The organism is Arthrobacter sp. CAL618 (assembly GCF_000468215.1).
Classification (GTDB): Bacteria; Actinomycetota; Actinomycetes; order Actinomycetales; family Micrococcaceae; genus Arthrobacter_D.
The window spans coordinates 1-17,220 of the sequence record NZ_ASZW01000058.1 but is presented as its reverse complement, the minus strand read 5'-3'; the positions used below and the strand labels follow the sequence as shown (position 1 = coordinate 17,220).

Annotated in this window: 15 protein-coding genes and 2 pseudogenes; 8 read left to right on the top strand and 9 right to left on the bottom strand. The window is 63.9% G+C overall.

Features of this window, described 5'->3' with window-relative positions; all coding sequences use genetic code 11:
* A pseudogene (locus K728_RS21150) lies at window positions 1-407 on the top strand (FAD-binding oxidoreductase); the annotation flags it as partial.
* On the opposite strand, the gene K728_RS0103705 reads toward K728_RS21150, so the two are convergent.
* Entirely contained in the window at window positions 408-857 is a 450-nt protein-coding gene (locus K728_RS0103705; RefSeq protein ID WP_024475891.1) for a pyridoxamine 5'-phosphate oxidase family protein, read from the bottom strand.
* Window positions 858-895: 38 nt separating this feature from the next.
* Window positions 896-1,132 carry a PLDc N-terminal domain-containing protein gene (locus tag K728_RS0103700; protein WP_019484147.1) on the bottom strand — a complete coding sequence of 79 codons (237 nt, stop codon included), beginning with the start codon at window positions 1,130-1,132 and terminating at the stop codon, window positions 896-898.
* An 87-nt stretch (window positions 1,133-1,219) separates the two neighbouring features.
* Here K728_RS0103700 and K728_RS0103695 point away from each other — a divergent pair, with 87 nt between their 5' ends.
* Complete coding sequence (locus K728_RS0103695) at window positions 1,220-3,586, top strand: phosphoketolase family protein (RefSeq protein ID WP_035747026.1); 2,367 nt, start codon at window positions 1,220-1,222, stop codon at window positions 3,584-3,586.
* Window positions 3,587-3,636: 50 nt separating this feature from the next.
* Here the strand turns inward: K728_RS0103695 and K728_RS0103690 are convergent, their stop codons facing one another.
* The 4 genes from K728_RS0103690 to K728_RS0103675 form a co-directional block, all read right to left on the bottom strand.
* Window positions 3,637-4,488, bottom strand: a complete 852-nt coding sequence (locus tag K728_RS0103690; protein WP_024475889.1) for a universal stress protein — start codon at window positions 4,486-4,488, stop codon at window positions 3,637-3,639.
* Window positions 4,485-4,937, bottom strand: coding sequence for a universal stress protein (locus tag K728_RS0103685; RefSeq protein ID WP_019484150.1), 453 nt, complete (start codon window positions 4,935-4,937; stop codon window positions 4,485-4,487). Before K728_RS0103685 ends, K728_RS0103690 begins: the two co-directional genes overlap by 4 nt.
* 110 nt (window positions 4,938-5,047) lie before the next feature.
* Window positions 5,048-6,700 (bottom strand): SulP family inorganic anion transporter, encoded by a 1,653-nt coding sequence (locus tag K728_RS0103680; RefSeq protein ID WP_024475888.1) that lies wholly within the window; start codon window positions 6,698-6,700, stop codon window positions 5,048-5,050.
* Window positions 6,697-7,086: an ArsR/SmtB family transcription factor gene (locus tag K728_RS0103675; RefSeq protein WP_024475887.1), complete on the bottom strand. Its 390-nt coding sequence runs from the start codon at window positions 7,084-7,086 to the stop codon at window positions 6,697-6,699. Before K728_RS0103675 ends, K728_RS0103680 begins: the two co-directional genes overlap by 4 nt.
* Window positions 7,087-7,226: 140 nt before the next feature.
* Here K728_RS0103675 and K728_RS18320 point away from each other — a divergent pair.
* The 4 genes and pseudogenes from K728_RS18320 (at window position 7,227) to K728_RS0103655 (ending at window position 12,183) form a co-directional block, all read left to right on the top strand.
* Window positions 7,227-9,721: pseudogene (locus K728_RS18320) on the top strand (HAD-IC family P-type ATPase).
* 73 nt (window positions 9,722-9,794) lie between these two features.
* Complete coding sequence (locus K728_RS0103665) at window positions 9,795-10,253, top strand: universal stress protein (RefSeq protein WP_019484154.1); 459 nt, start codon at window positions 9,795-9,797, stop codon at window positions 10,251-10,253.
* Entirely contained in the window at window positions 10,250-11,299 is a 1,050-nt protein-coding gene (locus K728_RS0103660) for an NAD(P)-dependent alcohol dehydrogenase (protein WP_019484155.1), read from the top strand. Before K728_RS0103665 ends, K728_RS0103660 begins: the two co-directional genes overlap by 4 nt.
* The gene (locus K728_RS0103655; RefSeq protein WP_019484156.1) at window positions 11,296-12,183 is read left to right on the top strand and encodes a universal stress protein; all 888 of its coding nucleotides are present in this window, start codon (window positions 11,296-11,298) and stop codon (window positions 12,181-12,183) included. The genes K728_RS0103660 and K728_RS0103655 overlap by 4 nt, the downstream gene beginning before the upstream one ends.
* Here the strand turns inward: K728_RS0103655 and K728_RS20420 are convergent.
* A complete protein-coding gene (locus K728_RS20420) occupies window positions 12,134-12,583 on the bottom strand; it encodes a pyridoxamine 5'-phosphate oxidase family protein (RefSeq protein ID WP_116777953.1) in 450 nt (149 codons plus the stop codon). The genes K728_RS0103655 and K728_RS20420 overlap by 50 nt on opposite strands.
* A gap of 136 nt (window positions 12,584-12,719) precedes the next feature.
* On the opposite strand from K728_RS20420, the gene K728_RS0103650 reads away from it, so the two are divergent.
* Entirely contained in the window at window positions 12,720-14,387 is a 1,668-nt protein-coding gene (locus K728_RS0103650; protein ID WP_019484157.1) for a GAF domain-containing sensor histidine kinase, read from the top strand.
* 151 nt (window positions 14,388-14,538) lie between these two features.
* Here K728_RS0103650 and K728_RS0103645 read toward each other — a convergent pair whose 3' ends face one another.
* On the bottom strand, window positions 14,539-15,195 hold the full coding sequence (locus tag K728_RS0103645) for a response regulator (protein ID WP_019484158.1): 657 nt from the start codon (window positions 15,193-15,195) through the stop codon (window positions 14,539-14,541).
* Between the two features lie 182 nt (window positions 15,196-15,377).
* Here K728_RS0103645 and K728_RS0103640 point away from each other — a divergent pair, with 182 nt between their 5' ends.
* Complete coding sequence (locus K728_RS0103640; protein ID WP_019484159.1) at window positions 15,378-16,478, top strand: SDR family oxidoreductase; 1,101 nt, start codon at window positions 15,378-15,380, stop codon at window positions 16,476-16,478.
* A 1-nt stretch (window position 16,479) separates the two neighbouring features.
* On the opposite strand, the gene K728_RS21145 is transcribed toward K728_RS0103640, so the two are convergent.
* On the bottom strand, window positions 16,480-17,220 hold a 741-nt coding region (locus K728_RS21145; protein WP_024475886.1), incomplete at its 5' end, for an LLM class flavin-dependent oxidoreductase.

Sequence of the window (17,220 nt, the reverse complement as noted above, 5' to 3'; positions counted from 1 at the left end):
GCCGGGTGGCCGCCGCCACCCACACCCTCGCAGAATTCCTCGCGAAGACCCCCGACTACACCCCACCGTCATTGGAAGGAACCACTGTTGTTGCGCAGCCGCACTGCCATCACCATGCGGTGATGGGCTGGAGCCCCGACGCAGCACTCCTTGAAGGTGCCGGTGCCACGGTTCAGAAACTCGGCGGGTGCTGCGGGCTGGCAGGCAACTTCGGTGTGGAGCGGGGGCATTACGAGATTTCGGTGGCCGTGGCGGAGCAGCAACTCCTGCCTGCCGTGCGGGCCTCAGCGGACGACGCCGTCGTGCTGGCTGACGGCTATTCCTGCCGGACCCAGCTGGAGGACCTCAGCGAGCGCCGCGGCATCCACCTGGCGCAGTTGCTGGACCCCGCGAGGACCGCTGACTAGCTAGTGGGCCGGGTGGACCCGCCGCCCACTAACCTTTTGCGCGGTGATGCCGAAGAACACGTTCCGTTGGCCGGGCGCCCAGGGCTCGTCGGCCCGGCTGCCCCAAAGGGTCTTCAGCAGCTCCGGATCGTTGATGCGTTCCAGAGTGCCGTTGACCAGAATGGTCCAGCCGCGGCGCGTGACGGTATCAATGTGGTCCAGCTGGAATGCCGCCCGCTCCAGCTGACTGGTGGCAATGACCCCCTCCTCGGCGGTACGAAAGTACACGGCGCGGTCATGAATGATGCAGTTCAACGGAAAAATGGTGACCAACCCGTCATGCAGGAACCCGATCCGCCCGGTTGTCTGCCCCGCCATCAACGCCCAGCATTCGTCGGCGTTCAGCTGCTCGGACGCACGCAAGAGGCCGGGGGTGTCCCAGAACTCGTCGTTAACGGTGGGCATGCTCATGAGGGCCTTCTTTCGCGAGGGCTGATCGGGTTCAGGAATTAGCGGCGGATCCCTTTGAGGAAGTAGAGGACCGGGCCGATGAAGTTGATCGCGATGATCGCAGTCCACATCAGCTTGGGCCCGTTCACCTGAGCTGCTGGCCGTTTGGCCAGGTCAGTCCACGCGGTGGCCGCGAGTGAAAGCTGGATGGAACCCATCACCAGGGTGACCGTCTGCTGCCGGGCGGTGAGGTCGCTCCACTTCCGGGACTTCTTACCTTTGTGCTTGGTATCCATCTGCCCACCGTAGTCTCAGGGACTACCAACGGATAAGGGTCTTTCGGCACTGGATCAGGTGCCATTCGGGGGCGCAGGCTTAAATTCATGAGCCAGCAGCCGGTCCTGAATCCTGCCCAATTATCGAACATCCACGCCTGGTGGCGTGCAGCCAACTATCTTTCGGTGGGGCAGATCTACCTGATGGACAACCCGCTCCTGAGGGAGCCACTGCAGCCCGAACACATCAAGCCCCGGTTGCTCGGCCACTGGGGGACCACCCCGGGGTTGAACTTCATTTACGCGCACCTGAACCGGGCCATCATGGCCCGGGATCTGGACATGATCTACATCATGGGGCCAGGCCACGGCGGTCCTGCGGCTGTCGGATCGGCCTGGCTTGAGGGGACGTACAGCGAAACGTACCCGGATATTTCCTGGGACGGGGCCGGGATGCGGCGCCTCTTCCACCAGTTCTCCTTCCCCGGTGGGATCCCCAGCCACGTGGCTCCGGAAACCCCTGGCTCAATCCACGAGGGCGGCGAGCTGGGTTACGCCCTGTCCCACGCCTACGGAGCCGCATTCGACAACCCGGACCTCACGGTCGCGGCGATCATCGGCGACGGCGAAGCGGAGACCGGCCCGCTCGCGGCCAGCTGGCACTCCAACAAGTTCGTCGATCCCCGACGGGATGGGGCGGTGCTGCCGATCCTGCACCTGAACGGCTACAAGATTGCCAACCCCACGATTCTGGCCAGAATCAGCCATGCAGAACTGGACGGATTGCTGCGCGGCTACGGCCACACCCCGTACTACGTGGAAGGCTCCGACCCGGAACAAATGCACCAGGACTTTGCCCGCGTGCTGGATACCTGCCTTGATGAGATCCGGGACATTCAGAGCCGGGCACGCACCGAGGGTGAAACCGAGCGCCCGCTGTGGCCCATGATCGTGCTGCGCTCGCCGAAGGGCTGGACCGGACCCGCCGACGTCGACGGCGTCAAGGTGGAAGGCACCTGGCGTGCACACCAGGTGCCCTTCAGCGGCGCCCGCGAAAACCCGGCGCACCGCGAGATCCTGGAGAAGTGGCTGCGCAGCTACCGGCCGGAGGAACTGTTCGACGACGACGGCGTGCCGGTTCCCGCCATCCGCGGCCTTCACCCGGAAGGCGCGCGACGGATGAGCGCCAATCCCCACGCCAACGGGGGGATTCTGCTCCGGGACCTGCAGATGCCAGACTTCCGTGATTACGCGGTTTCCATCGGATCGCCGGGAACCGGGGCCGTCGAATCGACGAGGGTGCTCGGAACTTTCCTCCGGGACGTCATGACCGGCAACATGGAGTCCTTCAGGGTCTTCGCCCCGGACGAAAACAACTCCAACCGGTTGGACAACGTGCTCGAAGCCACGGACAGGACCTGGAACGCCGACGTCGTCCCCGGGGATGACCATCTCGCGCCGGACGGCAGGGTGATGGAAATCCTGTCCGAACACACGTGCCAGGGCTGGCTGGAAGGGTATCTCCTCTCCGGCAGGCACGGCTTCTTCTCCTGCTATGAAGCATTCATCCACGTGGTCGATTCGATGTTCAACCAGCACGCCAAATGGCTGAGCACCACCAACGACATCCCGTGGCGCCGGCCCGTCGCCTCGTTGAATTACCTGCTGACGTCCCACGTCTGGCGTCAGGACCACAACGGTTTCTCGCACCAGGACCCCGGCTTCATTGACCATGCGGTCAACAAGAAAGCCGACGTGATCCGCGTGTACCTTCCACCGGACGCCAACACCCTGCTGTCCGTCGCCGACCACTGCCTGCGCAGCCGCCAGTACGTGAACATCATCGTGGCAGGCAAGCAGCCTCAACTGCAGTATCTGGACATGGAGTCAGCAATCCAGCACTGCATCAAGGGCGTCGGTATCTGGGAGTGGGCGAGCTCCGACGCAGGGCAGGAACCCGACGTCGTCATGGGTTGCGCCGGGGATGTGCCGACGATGGAGACCCTTGCCGCCGTCGAGATCCTGCAACACCACTTCCCTGACCTGCGGATCAGGGTGGTCAATGTGGTGGACCTGATGCGGCTCCAGGACCAGAGCAGCCATCCGCATGGGCTCTCCAGCGTGGAGTTCGATGCCGTATTCACCCAGGATAAACCTGTCATCTTCGCCTACCACGGCTACCCCTGGCTGATCCATCGACTGACCTACCGCCACACGAACCACAACAACTTCCACGTGCGCGGCTACAAAGAAGAGGGCACCACGACCACGCCATTCGATATGTGCGTGATGAACCAGATTGACCGGTTCAATCTGGCCATCGACGTCATCGACCGGGTGCCCCGGCTCCGGGACGTTTCCTCCCATGTCAGGGAAGAGCTGAAGGACAAATTGATCCAGCACCATCAGTACATCAGGACGGCTGGTGAGGATCTGCCGGAGGTCAGGAACTGGCAGTGGACGGCTGGTTCCTAGTCAGGGTGGACCATGCCCACCCTGGCTAGGGTGGGCCATCTCCCGTCGCCCTAGGTCCGGGGGCGCCGGGAGATCAGAATGTTCCCCTTGGCATGATGAAGAATGGCTTGGGCCGTCGAACCGACAGCACCCATAAAATTGCCCTGCCCCGTCTCGCCTACCACCACAATGCGCGCGGACTCGGCGGCTTCCAGGATTGTGCCGGCCACCGAATGGCCAGTCACCAGCACGGATTCGATCTCCACGCCCGGGGCGGCGGCGCGGGCTCGAAGCGCGGCGGCGGCGAGGATCTGCATAGCTCTCACATCCGAGCCGGGGTAGGAGTGATTCCGTCCGAACAGGCGGATGTCGTCGCGCACGTGTATGAGCTTGAGCGGAGCTTTCCATAGGGCGGCGAGGGCGATGGCGTCGTCCAGTGCAGTATCGCTTTTCGGGGAGCCATCAAGGCCGATCAGCACTGATCCGGTTGCATCGGTTTGCTGACGCACCACCACCACAGGACAGGACGCCGTATTAGCGAGTTTGAGGCTGACCGAACCGACCAGCAGGCCCATGAACCCACCCAGTCCGCGGCTTCCGACCACCACCAGGTGGGCGTTGCGTGACATCCGGTCCAGGATTGCCGATGAAACCCCCGAGATGAGGCTCGCCTTCAGGTCCAGCTCGGGAGCGAGCCGTCGCGCTTCGGCTTCCCCCTCTGCGACGATCGCCTCCGCCGCATGCCGCAATCCGCTGTCGGCGACGCCCTCGACCGGCCCCAGATCGTCAGTGAACAGGGGCCAGATCCAGCAGTGCACCAGATGGAGGGTGCGGTGTTCCAGCATCGCCTGCGCCACCGCCCACTCGAGTGCTGTGCGGGACTGAGCTGAACCGTCGTAGCCAACAACGATGCTGTTCTTCATTCATTACTACTTTCATTAGGGGGTGATGTTTCCGGGCCATGGGCGATCAGTACCGGACAGGATGCATGCTCGGCAACGGCCGAACTCACGGATCCCAGAAGCAGTCCGACGAAACCGCCGTGTCCCCGACTCCCGACGATCAGCATCTGCGCGGCACGACTCTCGTCAATCAGCACTCCGGCTGGTGGGCCCTGCCGGGTCAGTGCCGTGACATGGGCGGGCGGTTCGCCGTCGAACGCTTTCTCCAACGCATTGGACAGGATGGTTTTGGCAACGCTCTTTGGATCCCACCCGGAGACCGGGAATTCGTAGTAGGTGAAGGGGACCTGCCAGGCGGCAATAGCCCGGATCGAGGTGGCGACGGTTGGTACAAGCCGCTCCGCCCACTGCAGTGCGAGAACTGACGATGGTGAGCCGTCGACCCCGACGACGATGTACTTGTCTTCCATGGTTGCCCCCTCTTGTTGTCCTCCCACCATGCATCAGGAAGCCGGCCGGGGCCAGAGGCTTTGGTCCCGGCCTTCAATACTGCGGGACGCTGCCTCAGAGGGACGCTGCCTCAGGGGGTGGTGTCCGGCGCCTCCCGGTTTCGGGCGACGTGGCTGCGGGCATGTTCCACGGCGGGTTCCAGGGCGGTAAAGAGGTGGTTGTGGTGACGAAGAGATTCAAGGACGCCAACCCGGGTAATGAGTCGCAGATGACGATCCTGGACTCCCTTGACCAGAACTGTAATGCCGCGGCGCTCCAGGGTATTGACGAGATCCGCGATCACCCTTGCGCCGGTCGCATCCAGCGACTGCAGCTGAGACATTCGAATGATCACCACCTCAACATTTTCGATGTCGCTGACCCGTTCCAGGACCCGCTCGGCGGCAGCAAAGAAAAGAGCTCCCTCGATCCGGTAGACGGCGATCCTTGAGTCGCCGTCCTGGACTGGACCGGAGATTTCCTCCCGGTGCACCCCGCCGGACTTGACCAGGGCACGTAGGGCGAAGAACGCGGCCACCAGCACGCCGATTCCCACCGCCTGGATCAGATCGAAGGAAACCGTGACGACTGCTGTCACGATCAGGACCACAGTGTCTCCGCGGGTTGAGCCCACCACGCTGCGCAGGGTGGAAAGTGAGACCATCCGGACGGCCGTCACCATCAGCACTCCAGCCAGGGCAGCCAGGGGGATGCGCGCCACGGGGCCGGTCGCCAGATAGACCACAAAGAGCAAAACGAAGGCGTGCGTGATTGCCGCAAACCGGGTGCGCCCTCCCGAGCGGATATTCACGGCTGTGCGGGCAATCGCACCGGTGGCGGGCATGCCGCCGAAAAACCCGGACGCCACCGATGCCAGGCCCTGGCCGAAAAGCTCCCGGTCCGCGTCATAGGAGCCGGTGTCGGAGATCGAGGTGGCAACCCGGGCGGAAAGCAAGGACTCGATCGCCGCGAGAATGGCGATGGTTGCTGCCGGTCCGGTCAGTACAATCACCAATTCCCAGTCCCAGCCCGGCACCGTGGGTGCCGGCAGGGAATCGGGGAGGGCCCCGATCCGCGCGACCGGCATCGCCAGCAGTTCAGCCATCACACTCGCTGCGATGATGGCGATAAGGGAGCCCGGAAGGCGATGGTGGAGCCGCGGTGCGCCGATCATGATGAGAGCCACCACCGCAACGAGCGCCCCGGCTGCCAGAAACTCGGCCGTTGAGGCGGTCCCTGCGGCCTGAAGTGCAGAAACGGCCGCATTGCTGCTTGGCCCCGCATCCTCACCGATGGCGGCTGGCACCTGCTGCAGGAAGATAATGATGGCGATGCCGAGGGTGAAGCCCTCAATGACGGGCCACGGCAAGAACGAGACCACCCGTCCCAGCTTCAACACACCCGCCGCGACCACCATCACGCCGGCGAGGACGCTCACCAAGGCCAGCGCCTCGATCCCATGCGAGGCGATGACTGGACCCAACACCACGACCATCGCACCGGTAGGACCGGACACCTGAACGTGGGAGCCTCCGAAGATTGCCGCCACCAGACCCGCTACCACTGCGGTGATGAGGCCACTGGCGGCGCCCGCGCCGGAGCTGACCCCGAACGCGAGCGCCAACGGCAGTGCCACAATTCCGACCGTCAGGCCAGCGATGAGGTCACCCCGCCAGGTCCGGGGCAGCTGGGCGTAGTCCCGGACCGAAGGGAGCAGTGCCCGGACTGTCGGGAGGATCCTCATCTGTTGTCTCCGTCGACAGTGGTGGATCCGGTGGCCGTCGAGTACTCAAGGTCTTCCTTCGTGGCGTTGAGCACGTTCTGGAGGAGTCCCCGGGCTACCGCGAGCAGTTCCGCCGCCAGCGGATCGGCAAGGGTGTAGAACTGCTGGAGTCCGCGCCGCTCCGACTTCACCAGTCGGTAGCGTCGCAGCACCGATAGGTGCTGGGAGAGATGAGAGGCCTCCAAGCCTGTCGCCGTCAACAGATCCGAGACCGAGACCTCGGGTGCGGCTGAGAGAAGTTCCAGGACGCGGATCCGGACGGGATGGGCGAGTCCCTTGAAGAGGTTCGCCTTTACTTCGTAGAGGGGTGCGCGGAAGTCGGCGTACTCCGGTGGTGAATCCTTCATTGACCTTCACTCCAACTAATTGACTATTTGATGATTCTATCATTCAAGAGGGGTACAAAGACCCTTACTCAGCGAGGCAGTCAGAGTGCACACTGGAGAAAGCTGCTGCAATCCTGCCGTGCTGACGAGAGAGGTACCCCATGGAAGCAGCTGAAGCAGTGGGCCAACGCCACAAGGGCCAATCGGGCCCCAAACACTTGGCGCAGGTCGCCGAACGAACAGGGCTCTCCGCCGCCGACGTCGCTGTCCGTGTCGAATCCGGTCAGACCAACAACGTCCCGGACCAATCGAGCCGTAGCCTTTGGGACATCTTCAGGGCCAACGTCCTGACGCTCTTCAACGCCATTGTTGCGGGCAGCTTTTTACTGCTCCTCTTCCTCGGACAGTGGCGGGATGCGCTGTTCGGGTTCGCTGCAGTCGGCAACGCGCTGATCGGCGTCGTGCAGGAGTTCAAAGCCAAGAAATCCCTTGACCGTCTCGCGGTTCTGAACGCCCCACGGGCGAGGGTCCTCAGGGACAGCACGGTCCAGGACGTCGACGTCAAAGACGTCGTCAAGGACGACATTCTGGTACTCCGCGCCGGGGATCAGGTCCCCGCCGATGCGGTGATCCTGGAGGCCGAGGGTCTTGAGATCGACGAATCTTTGCTGACCGGAGAATCAGAACCTGTCGACAAGGTGATCGATGATGAGGTGTTGTCGGGCTCCAGCGTTGTGAGCGGGCAGGCTTGGGCGATAGTCAACCGAGTCGGCGCTGACTCCTTCTCCAGCCGTCTGACCGCCGAAGCCAAACGCTTCTCCCTGGTTCACTCAGAAATCAGGCAGGGCCTGAACCAGGTCCTGCGTTGGATCACCTTCGCGCTGCTGCCCGTGATGGCCATTGTGGTCAACGGTCAGATGCAAAGCCAGGGCGGATGGGAACAGGCGATCACCACCGGCGCCTGGAGAACAGGCGCGGTGGGTGCCGTCGCCAGCGTCATCGCCATGATCCCCTTGGGGCTGGTGCTCATGACAAGCGTCGCCTTTGCCGTGGGAGCCGTGCGCCTGGCCCAGCAGAACGTGCTCATTCAGGAACTGGCGGCTGTCGAGGGACTGGCCCGGGTGGACGTCCTATGCCTCGACAAGACAGGAACGTTGACCGCGGGGAAGATCGTCTTCGACGAGGTTCACAAAATTGGGACCGCCCCACAGGAGGGATGGAAACAGGCTCTTGGCTGGTTCGGGGCAGACCCGAACGCCAACGCCACCGCCCGGTGTCTGGCCGACGCCTTCGACGACGACGGTTCGCTCAGCCCGGTCGCATCGGTGCCGTTCTCCTCTGCACGGAAATGGAGTGCGGTCAGTTTTCCCGACGGCACACCAGCAGCCGGAACGTGGCTCCTGGGCGCCCCGGAGATCGTGCTGGAGTCGAGCACGTCGAGCACCCCGGCGGCACGGGAAGCGCTGGACGCCGCCTCGCGTCTTGCTGGTTCCGGTCTGCGCACCCTCGTTCTGGCTTATGCACCCACTCCACCAGCGGTCCAGAATGATGATGAAGCGGTGCTTCCAGCCGACCCCGCCCCGGTGGCCCTGTTGACCTTTCGTGAGCAGGTCCGGTCAGACGCCGCCCAGACGCTCGCCTACTTCACGGAGCAGGGCGTCTCGCTGAGGATCATCTCCGGTGACGACCCCCGAACCGTCGCAGCGGTCGCACGGGAGGTGGGCGTGGCCACGGACGCAGGCTTCGACGCCCGGGAGCTTCCCGAAGATCCCGAAGAGTTGGCCGAAGTGATGCAGCACCACACGGTCTTTGGCCGGGTGACGCCGGCCCAGAAGAAGGGCATGGTCATTGCCCTGCAACGTCGCGGGCACGTTGTGGCGATGACCGGCGACGGCGTCAACGACGCGCTCGCCCTGAAGGAGGCCGACATTGGTATTGCCATGGACTCGGCCGCCGCCGCCNCACAAAGGCCGTCTCACGGCTGGTGCTGCTGGATGGTCGGTTCGACCGGCTCCCGGGCGTCGTCGCCGAGGGGCGCCGGGTGATCGCCAACATTGAACGCGTATCGATGCTGTTTTTGGCCAAAACGGCCTACGCGGTCATTCTCTCGATAACCTTCGGAGCGCTGCTCTGGGACTTCCCCTTCCTGCCCCGGCAGCTGTCGGCCACTGATGGAATCACCATTGGTATTCCTGCGTTCTTCCTGGCGTTGATGCCCAACACCCGCCGCTACCGCAGCGGATTCTTGAAGCGTTCCCTGTCCTTTGCCATACCGGCGGGGCTCATCATTGCGCTCGCCGTCGTCGCCATCAACACTTATTCGCGGTGGACAGACACCGGCACCACCGCTGAGGTGCGGACCGCCGCCGCTCTGGTTTTGGCGTTGATCGCACTATGGGTGTTGGTTGTCCTGTCACGTCCGCTGAACCGCTGGCGGGTGCTGATCATCGGGGCGATGTTCGTGGGGCTGGGGCTGGTGCTGACGGTGCCCCTGCTCAGCGACTTCTTCGACTTCACCGTGCCGGGGTGGAACCATCTCGTGGCGTCGGGCGTCGTCGCACTGCTGGGTGGAATAGCTATTGAAATCCTGTTCCGGCACCACCGGCGGCTCCTCGCCGCGCCCGATGACACCCCAGAACGGGCCCTAAGACCCTAACGCTCACGGGCAAGTGCGGGTGAGACTGAAGGAAGCAGCTGCAACCTTGCCGCGCTGACACGGGAGGCACATCATGGAAGCATCTACCTCACCCCGCATCGTCGTCGGAGTTGACGGCTCCGAGCAATCGATTGCCGCACTGCGTTTCGCCCGGAAACTTGCACCACCATTCAACGCGGTGATCCAGGCGGTCAGCACCTGGGATTACCCGCCAGAGTACGCAGGCTATGTGCCGATCGGTAGCGACAACTTCGAGGAAATCACCCACAAACACCTCGATACTGCTGTGCAATCAGCGTTCGGGGATGACCCGCCTGAGGGGTTGGAGAAGGTCGTACTCTTTTCCCACCCGTCCAAAGGGCTGGTCAAGGCGGCTGAGGGAGCGGTGATGCTCGTCCTGGGACGCCGTGGGCACGGTACTTTCAGAGGCCTGCTCATGGGATCGGTCAGTGGCGCCTGCGTGGCCCACGCAAAATGCCCTGTCCTCGTGGTCGAGGGTTCAACAGGGGAAATGCCCGAGGATCACGCGTGAGGGCGCTGCATTATCGCACAGTCGGATCGGCCCCTGAACTCGTTGACATTCCCACCCCAGTCCCCGGACCCGGACAAGTCCTGCTGCGCGTAACCGCGGCCGGTGTCTGCCATTCCGACCAATTCATCATGGATCTTCCCGCGGACCAGTACATCTATGGTCTGCCGCTCACGCTTGGCCACGAGGGCGCAGGCACCGTCGAATCCTGGGGTGCCGGGGTAACCGGGCTCCAGGTGGGTGACTCCATGCTCGTCTACGGTCCGTGGGGTTGCGGGCGCTGCTATACCTGCGCCCAAGGCAACGAGAACTACTGCGAGGTAGCGGCAGAGCAGGGGATCGCACCCCCGGGCCTCGGCGCGCCGGGCGCCATGGCCGAGTTCATCCTGGTCGACGACCCCCGACATCTGGTGCCCCTCGGCGACCTCGACCCGGTGGCCAGCGTGTCACTCACCGATGCCGGGTTGACCCCGTACCACGCCATCAAGCAGAGCCTGCCGAAACTGGTCCCAGGCTCGACGGCGGTGGTCATCGGCGTAGGCGGGCTCGGCCACGTCGGTGTCCAGATCCTTCAGGCGCTGAGCGCGGCGACCATCATCGCCATTGACACCTCAGAGCAGAAACGTGCTCTCGCGCTCGACGTCGGCGCCGACCATGTGCTGGCCCCCGGGGAGGAGGCCGAGGCGCAGATCCGGACTCTTACCGGCGGCAAGGGTGCCACCGCGGTCTTCGACTTTGTGGGTACTCCCGTCACCACGGGGTTCGCGTCCCGGGTGGTCGGAATCGGTGGGGACATTGCCGTTGTGGGGGTTGGAGTGGGCACCGTCGACGTCGGTTTCTTCTCCACGCCGTGGGACGCCCAGGCACGTGCCCCCTACTGGGGATCCAGAGCAGAGCTGATGGAAGTGGTGGAACTGGCTCGAGTGGGGAAAATCCACGTCGAGTACGAGCAGTTTTCTTTGTCCGATGGACCTACGGCCTATGAGCGGCTCCGGGCCGGAACGCTTCGCGGCCGCGCGGTCATCGTCCCCGAAAGCACCACCTCGTGAGCGACACAGCAGGCGCTGACTTCGCCGAGGACCGGCCCATCGTCGTCGCCTTCCGGGACGGGCTGACCGGCCCGGCGCTTCTGCGCTGGGCCGTGCGGCGCGGCCACCAAACCGGGCAGCACATTACGATGCTGCATGCCCTTCCCGACCCGTCACTCATGCTCCCCGTGGCAGCGGGTGGGACACCGTACGGCAGCCTGATCGCTGCGGCTCGCCAGGCGCTCGATGAGGAGTCCCGGAAGGTGTGCGCCGACTATCCCGACGCACACGTCACCGCCAACGTGCATTGCGGCGACATCGTGGACGCCCTGGTCAGCCTCTCCGAGGATGCATCGCTCCTCGTTGTTGGTGCTGACCGGCTGGACGGAAAGACGGGCGAATACCTCGGATCCGTCGGGCAGCAGGTAGCGCTCGGCAGCACCTCTCCGGTAGCAGTGATCCCGCGTGACCCCAGCGCCGGCTCCGACAACGACGGCGACGTGGTGGTGGGTGTCGATGGCTCGGCGGAATCGCACGACGCGTTGCGCGTGGCAGCGGCCGAAGCCAGCCGGTCGGGTCACGGGCTCAAAGTCGTCACCTCAGCGACAGATACCACAGCTCCGGAGGTCAGCGGAACCGCTTCGGTGCTCGCGCAACTGAAGGTGACCTATCCGTCGCTCACCGTAACAAGGGTTCTCGATGACGAGCGGCCACCCGTGGAGTCCCTCCTGTTCCACGCCGCTGACGCGTTCCTGCTGGTGATTGGGCGGCACGGTCGGGGTGCCCGACCGGGAATTATGCTGGGCTCAGTGACTCACACGCTGCTGCTAGCTCCACCGTGCCCCACCCTGGTGGTTACTCTTCGCTCGCTACCGGCATCTCCTGCAGCTGGGGGGCAGGCGTAACGTCGAAGCTCCGACCGGTGACACTCGTGGGCACTATCCGCATAAAGCGGTCCTTCCGCCCGGGCTCCCACGGGTGTAGAGGAAGGTGGATCGTGGACATCAGTTCGGCGGTGCGTTGAATGGTTGATGCATTCCCTTTGATGACCACGCTCCAGGCTCGTGACCCGTCCTGCAGGACACCATCGGCCTCGAACGCCACCGGAGCGCCTTCGGCTGCCCGCTGTTTTGATCCCTCAGAGGTACGGAACACCAGCGTTCCGTGGTCTACCTGCGCATTGATGGGGAAAATTTCGGGCTGTCCGTCGACGCACAGGGCCATCCGACCGTAGGCGGTGCCGCGCAATAGCTCCCAACAGGTGTGGGCCGGTAAAACGGATGTGGGTGTATTCTCGGAGTCCATAGCCCGACAGTAAGGTCGGACGCCCCGCACCACTAGGGCCGGAAGACCTAATCCGCCGGGTCAGCCTCTGTATGCTCCTTCATTTTCACCACGACAACGAATCGAAGGCCAGGGTTCAACTCACTGGAGTCGCACAATGAGTCCCATCCGAACCACCCCAGTCACAGATCCCGATGACGTGCCCCCTCCGCTGAAGTCCGCGGGGGAAATTGACCATCTGCTGGCAGGATTCGCTGCCATCGCGGAAAACCAGGGTCTGCAGACCGTGCTGGAACGGGTGGTGGAGGCGGCCTGCCGGCTGGTGGACGCGAAGTACGCGGCCCTTGGTGTTATCGGTCCGGACGGAGTGCTGAGTCATTTCATCACCGTGGGCCTCGACGGGGACCAGATCAGCCAGATCGGTGCACTGCCCGTAGGACACGGGGTGCTCGGGCTGCTTATCAGCGAGCCGAAACCACTTCGCCTCGAAGACCTCCGCCAACACCCCGCATCCTTCGGGTTCCCAGCGGGTCATCCCCAGATGACGTCCTTCCTCGGTGTGCCGATCAGGGTGCGCGACACGGTCTTCGGCAACCTGTATCTGACCGAAAAGAACGGCGGTGGGGACTTCTCCCAGTCCGATGAGGATCTGACGGTTGCCCTCGCGGCGGCGGCCGGGGTGGCCATCGAAAACATGCGCCTCTTCGAAGCTGAGACGAGACGTTCCCGATGGCTGGAATGCGGACAGGATGCGGTTCAGGCGCTCCTGAACTCCTCCTCGGAGCTGAACCTCAGCGATGTGGAGATCGTTGCCGAACACGCGAAGGCTGCCTCCGGCGCATCCCTAATCCTCATCCTTACCCGGATGGCGCCCGACGAGGCCTTGTATTGCGAGGTGGCTCTCGGCCTGCACGGCGACAGTTTTCGCGGGCGGCTTGTGGGTGACGGGACGGCCCTCCGCAAGGTAACGCTTCCGTTCAGGGATACAGCAGTTCTCAACGGGCGCGACCTCCAGGACGTGCTGCCCAACTCAGAGCCCGATGTGTTCGACGCCGCCATGTACACCCGGATCACCGACCGGGGCAGCCACGCCCGGTTCCTGGTCATTGCCCGCACCAAGGATGATCCGCCGTTTTCGCCCGTGGATCAGCGAATGGTTGCCGCGTTCGCCTCCCAGATTTCCACGGCCCTGGAACTGACCCAGATGCAGATCCAGCGCGAACAGGACGCCGTCTTCGGAGACCGGGACCGGATTGCCCGGGACCTCCACGACCTGGTCATTCAGCGGATGTTCGCCGCCGGACTCAGTATTCAGAGTCTTCGAAAGCATGTGGTCGGGGAGGAGCCCCTCGCCCGGATCGCTTCCGTCACTACTGAGCTCGACGCGACTATCGGTGAGCTGAGGGCCACGATCTACTCGCTGCAATCGGTGACGAACAGCGAGGACAGTCTGAGCTCACGGATCCTCGCGCTTGTCCGCCGGTCCCTCGACGGTTCCGACGTCGAACCGGTCATCCACTTCTCCGGACCACTCGACACCGTGGTCCGGGTGGCGACGGCGGCCCATGTGGAAGCAATCCTTCGGGAAGCACTCTCCAACGCGCTGCAACATTCTCAGGCCACCACCATCATGGTGACGCTGTCTGCGAGCACGGATTCAGTCAACCTGCGGATCGCTGACAACGGCCAGGGATTCGAGCAGACCGGGCGTCGCAGTGGGCTGCGGAACATGCAGCAGCGGGCTGAGGAACTCGGCGGAGAGGTCAGGATCGAATCCTCCCTGGGCCACGGCACCACCATCGACGTGATACTGCCCCTGAGCTGACGATCCGGTGAGCAACCTGGACAGGCCGGGTCAACCTGGGCATTTTGGGTGGAGATTGTGGGCACCGATGTCCAGGTTGCCCACGGGAACGGGTTAGAGGACCGGGACGCGCGGTACGGTCGGGCTGACCGGGGCTGGAGGGCCGGGCGGGCTAGGTGCGCGGGCGCGAAATGTAGACGGCCGCCTGTGTCCGGCGCTGGAACCCGAGTTTTGCCAGCACGGAGGACACGTAGTTCTTGATGGTCTTCTCGGCCAGGAACAGTTCGGCGCCAATTTCCCGGTTGGTCATCCCGGCCCCGATCAGCGCCAGCACCTTCTTCTCCTGGACGGTCAGTCCCGCGAGGCGCGGGTCCTCGGGCTGCACGGCGGTGAAACCGGCAATAACCCGTGCCTTGACGTCCTCATCGAACAGTGACTCCCCGTTGGCTGCACGGCGCACCTTCTCCAGAAGGTCCGATCCGACAATTTCCTTGAGAATGTAGCCGGCAGCGCCAGCCAGGATTGCGCCCCGTACGGCGTCGTCGTCGTCGTAACTGGTGAGGATCACGCACTGCAGCGACGGGTCCACTGACCGGACATCACGGCACACCTCGATCCCGTTTCCGTCGGCGAGGCGGGCATCCAGAATGGTCACATCGGGTGCCAGGGCTGGAATGTGGCGAACTGCCTCAGCAGCAGACCCGGTTTCGCCTATGACAGCAAATCCTTCGCCCTCCAGGAGATCCCGAAGCCCACGTCGGACCAGTTCATGGTCATCCAGAAGGAAGACCGTGACCGGTCGGGTTGGCTCGGGCGTTTCTAGCGTCATCATCGTCTTTCATCATCGGTCAGTTGTTCAATCATCGGTGGCGACACTCTCGAACAGCAGTGCCATAAGACCCGACCACCGGGAATCGGTGCGGAATTATTCGGTGGACCACTGGCTTGCCGTAGATAGGACAGTTCACTCGAGCGGGTGCTGTCACACAAATCGCACCACAAGGAGACCCGATGAGTCACAACGAGCAGGCACCCCTGTCCGACGCGCAAACAGGCGGTATCGCATTGGTAGTCGGCGCCTCCGGCATTGCTGGGTCAGCCCTGGTAGAGAAACTCGCTGGCGAGGGATGGCAGGTGCTCGCCATGTCTCGGAGCGAAGGAACCCCGAAAGCCAACGTGCGGTACGTTCCGGCCGACCTATCCTCGCCCCAGTCGCTGAAGGACGCGCTCGCTGATGTTGCACCCACCCAGGTGTTCTTTACCGCCTGGGCCCGCCAGGACACCGAGGAAGCGAACATCCGGGTGAACGTCGCGATGCTGCGCAACCTCCTGGAGGCTCTGGTCGGAAAGCCGGTGGCGCACGTGGCGTTGATGACCGGGCTGAAGCACTATCTCGGGCCGTTCGAAGCTTACGGCGAGGGCGAGATGCCGGACACGCCGTTCCACGAAGAAGAGCCACGGTTGCCGGTCAACAACTTCTACTACGCGCAGGAGGACGAGCTGTGGGCCGCCGCTGCGGCGCAGGGCTTCACCTGGTCGGTGCACCGCGCGCACACGGTTATCGGGCACGCTGTTGGCAACGCGATGAACATGGGATTGACCCTCTCAGCCTATGCGGCGCTGTGTAAGGAGTCCGGCCGCCCCTTCATTTTCCCGGGCTCTGAAACCCAGTGGAATTCCCTGACTGACATGACCGACGCCGGACTCCTCGCCGACCACATGGTCTGGGCAGCCACGTCGCCTAACGGGGCCAACGAAGCCTTCAACGTGGTCAACGGCGACGTGTTCAGGTGGCGTTGGATGTGGCAGCAACTCGCTGCACACTTTGGGGTCGAAGCCGAAGGGTTCCGAGACCAGCCACGGCCACTCGAGGTCCAGATGGCCGGAGCCGACGCGCAGTGGCAGGAACTCGTCACGGCTCACGGGCTGGCGGAACCGCGCCTGGACCGGGTGGCCTCCTGGTGGCACACCGACGGCGACCTCGGCAGGAACCTTGAGGTAGTCGCCGATATGAGCAAGAGCCGCATCGCCGGTTTTACCGGCTACCGCCGCACGTTCGACGCGTTCACCGACCTCTTCGAGCGCTACCGTGCGGACAAGCTCATCCCCTGAGCTAGCGGCGGGCGGCAGCTTCAAGAGGTGAGGAGCGCCGCCACCCGATAGCTGGGGCCACATGCGCTGCAACGTTCTCCAACAGCTTCGCGTTGTAGTCCACGCCCAACTGGTTGGGGACGGTGAGCATCAGCGTGTCTGCCGACTGGACGGCGGCGTCGTTGGCGAGCTGTTCAGCGATGACGTCCGGCTCCCCGATGTAACTCTTCCCGAACCGGGACAGGGCGCCGTCGAGCACTCCGACCTGGTCGCGGGTTTCCCGCAGGGCGCTCAGCGCAAAGTATTGGCGATCCTCGTCGCTGACCAGCGGAATGACGCTGCGGCTGACCGACACCCTGGGCTCAAAGGTGTGGCCCTGTTCGGCCCAGGTGTCACGGAACATCTGGATCTGCTCGGCCTGCAGCTCGTCGAACGGCACGCCAGTGTCCTCGGTCAACAGGGTGGAGCTCATCAGGTTCATGCCCTGTTCGGCCGCCCAGACAGCGGTCTTCCGGGTGCCGGCGCCCCACCAGATCCGTTGACCCAGACCAGGAGACTGCGGCTGGATGGGCAGCAGACCGCTGCCCATCCGAGGATCGGCCTCGGCAATGCCGGCACCGCTGATTCCGTAGCGGAACACCTCGGTATGGCGGCGTGCCAGGTCGGCGTACTCCTCGCCGTCGACCGGAACGTAGCCGAAGGTCGCGGCGCCATTAACAGCTGGCTCGGGCGATCCCCGGCTGATACCCAACTGCAGCCGGCC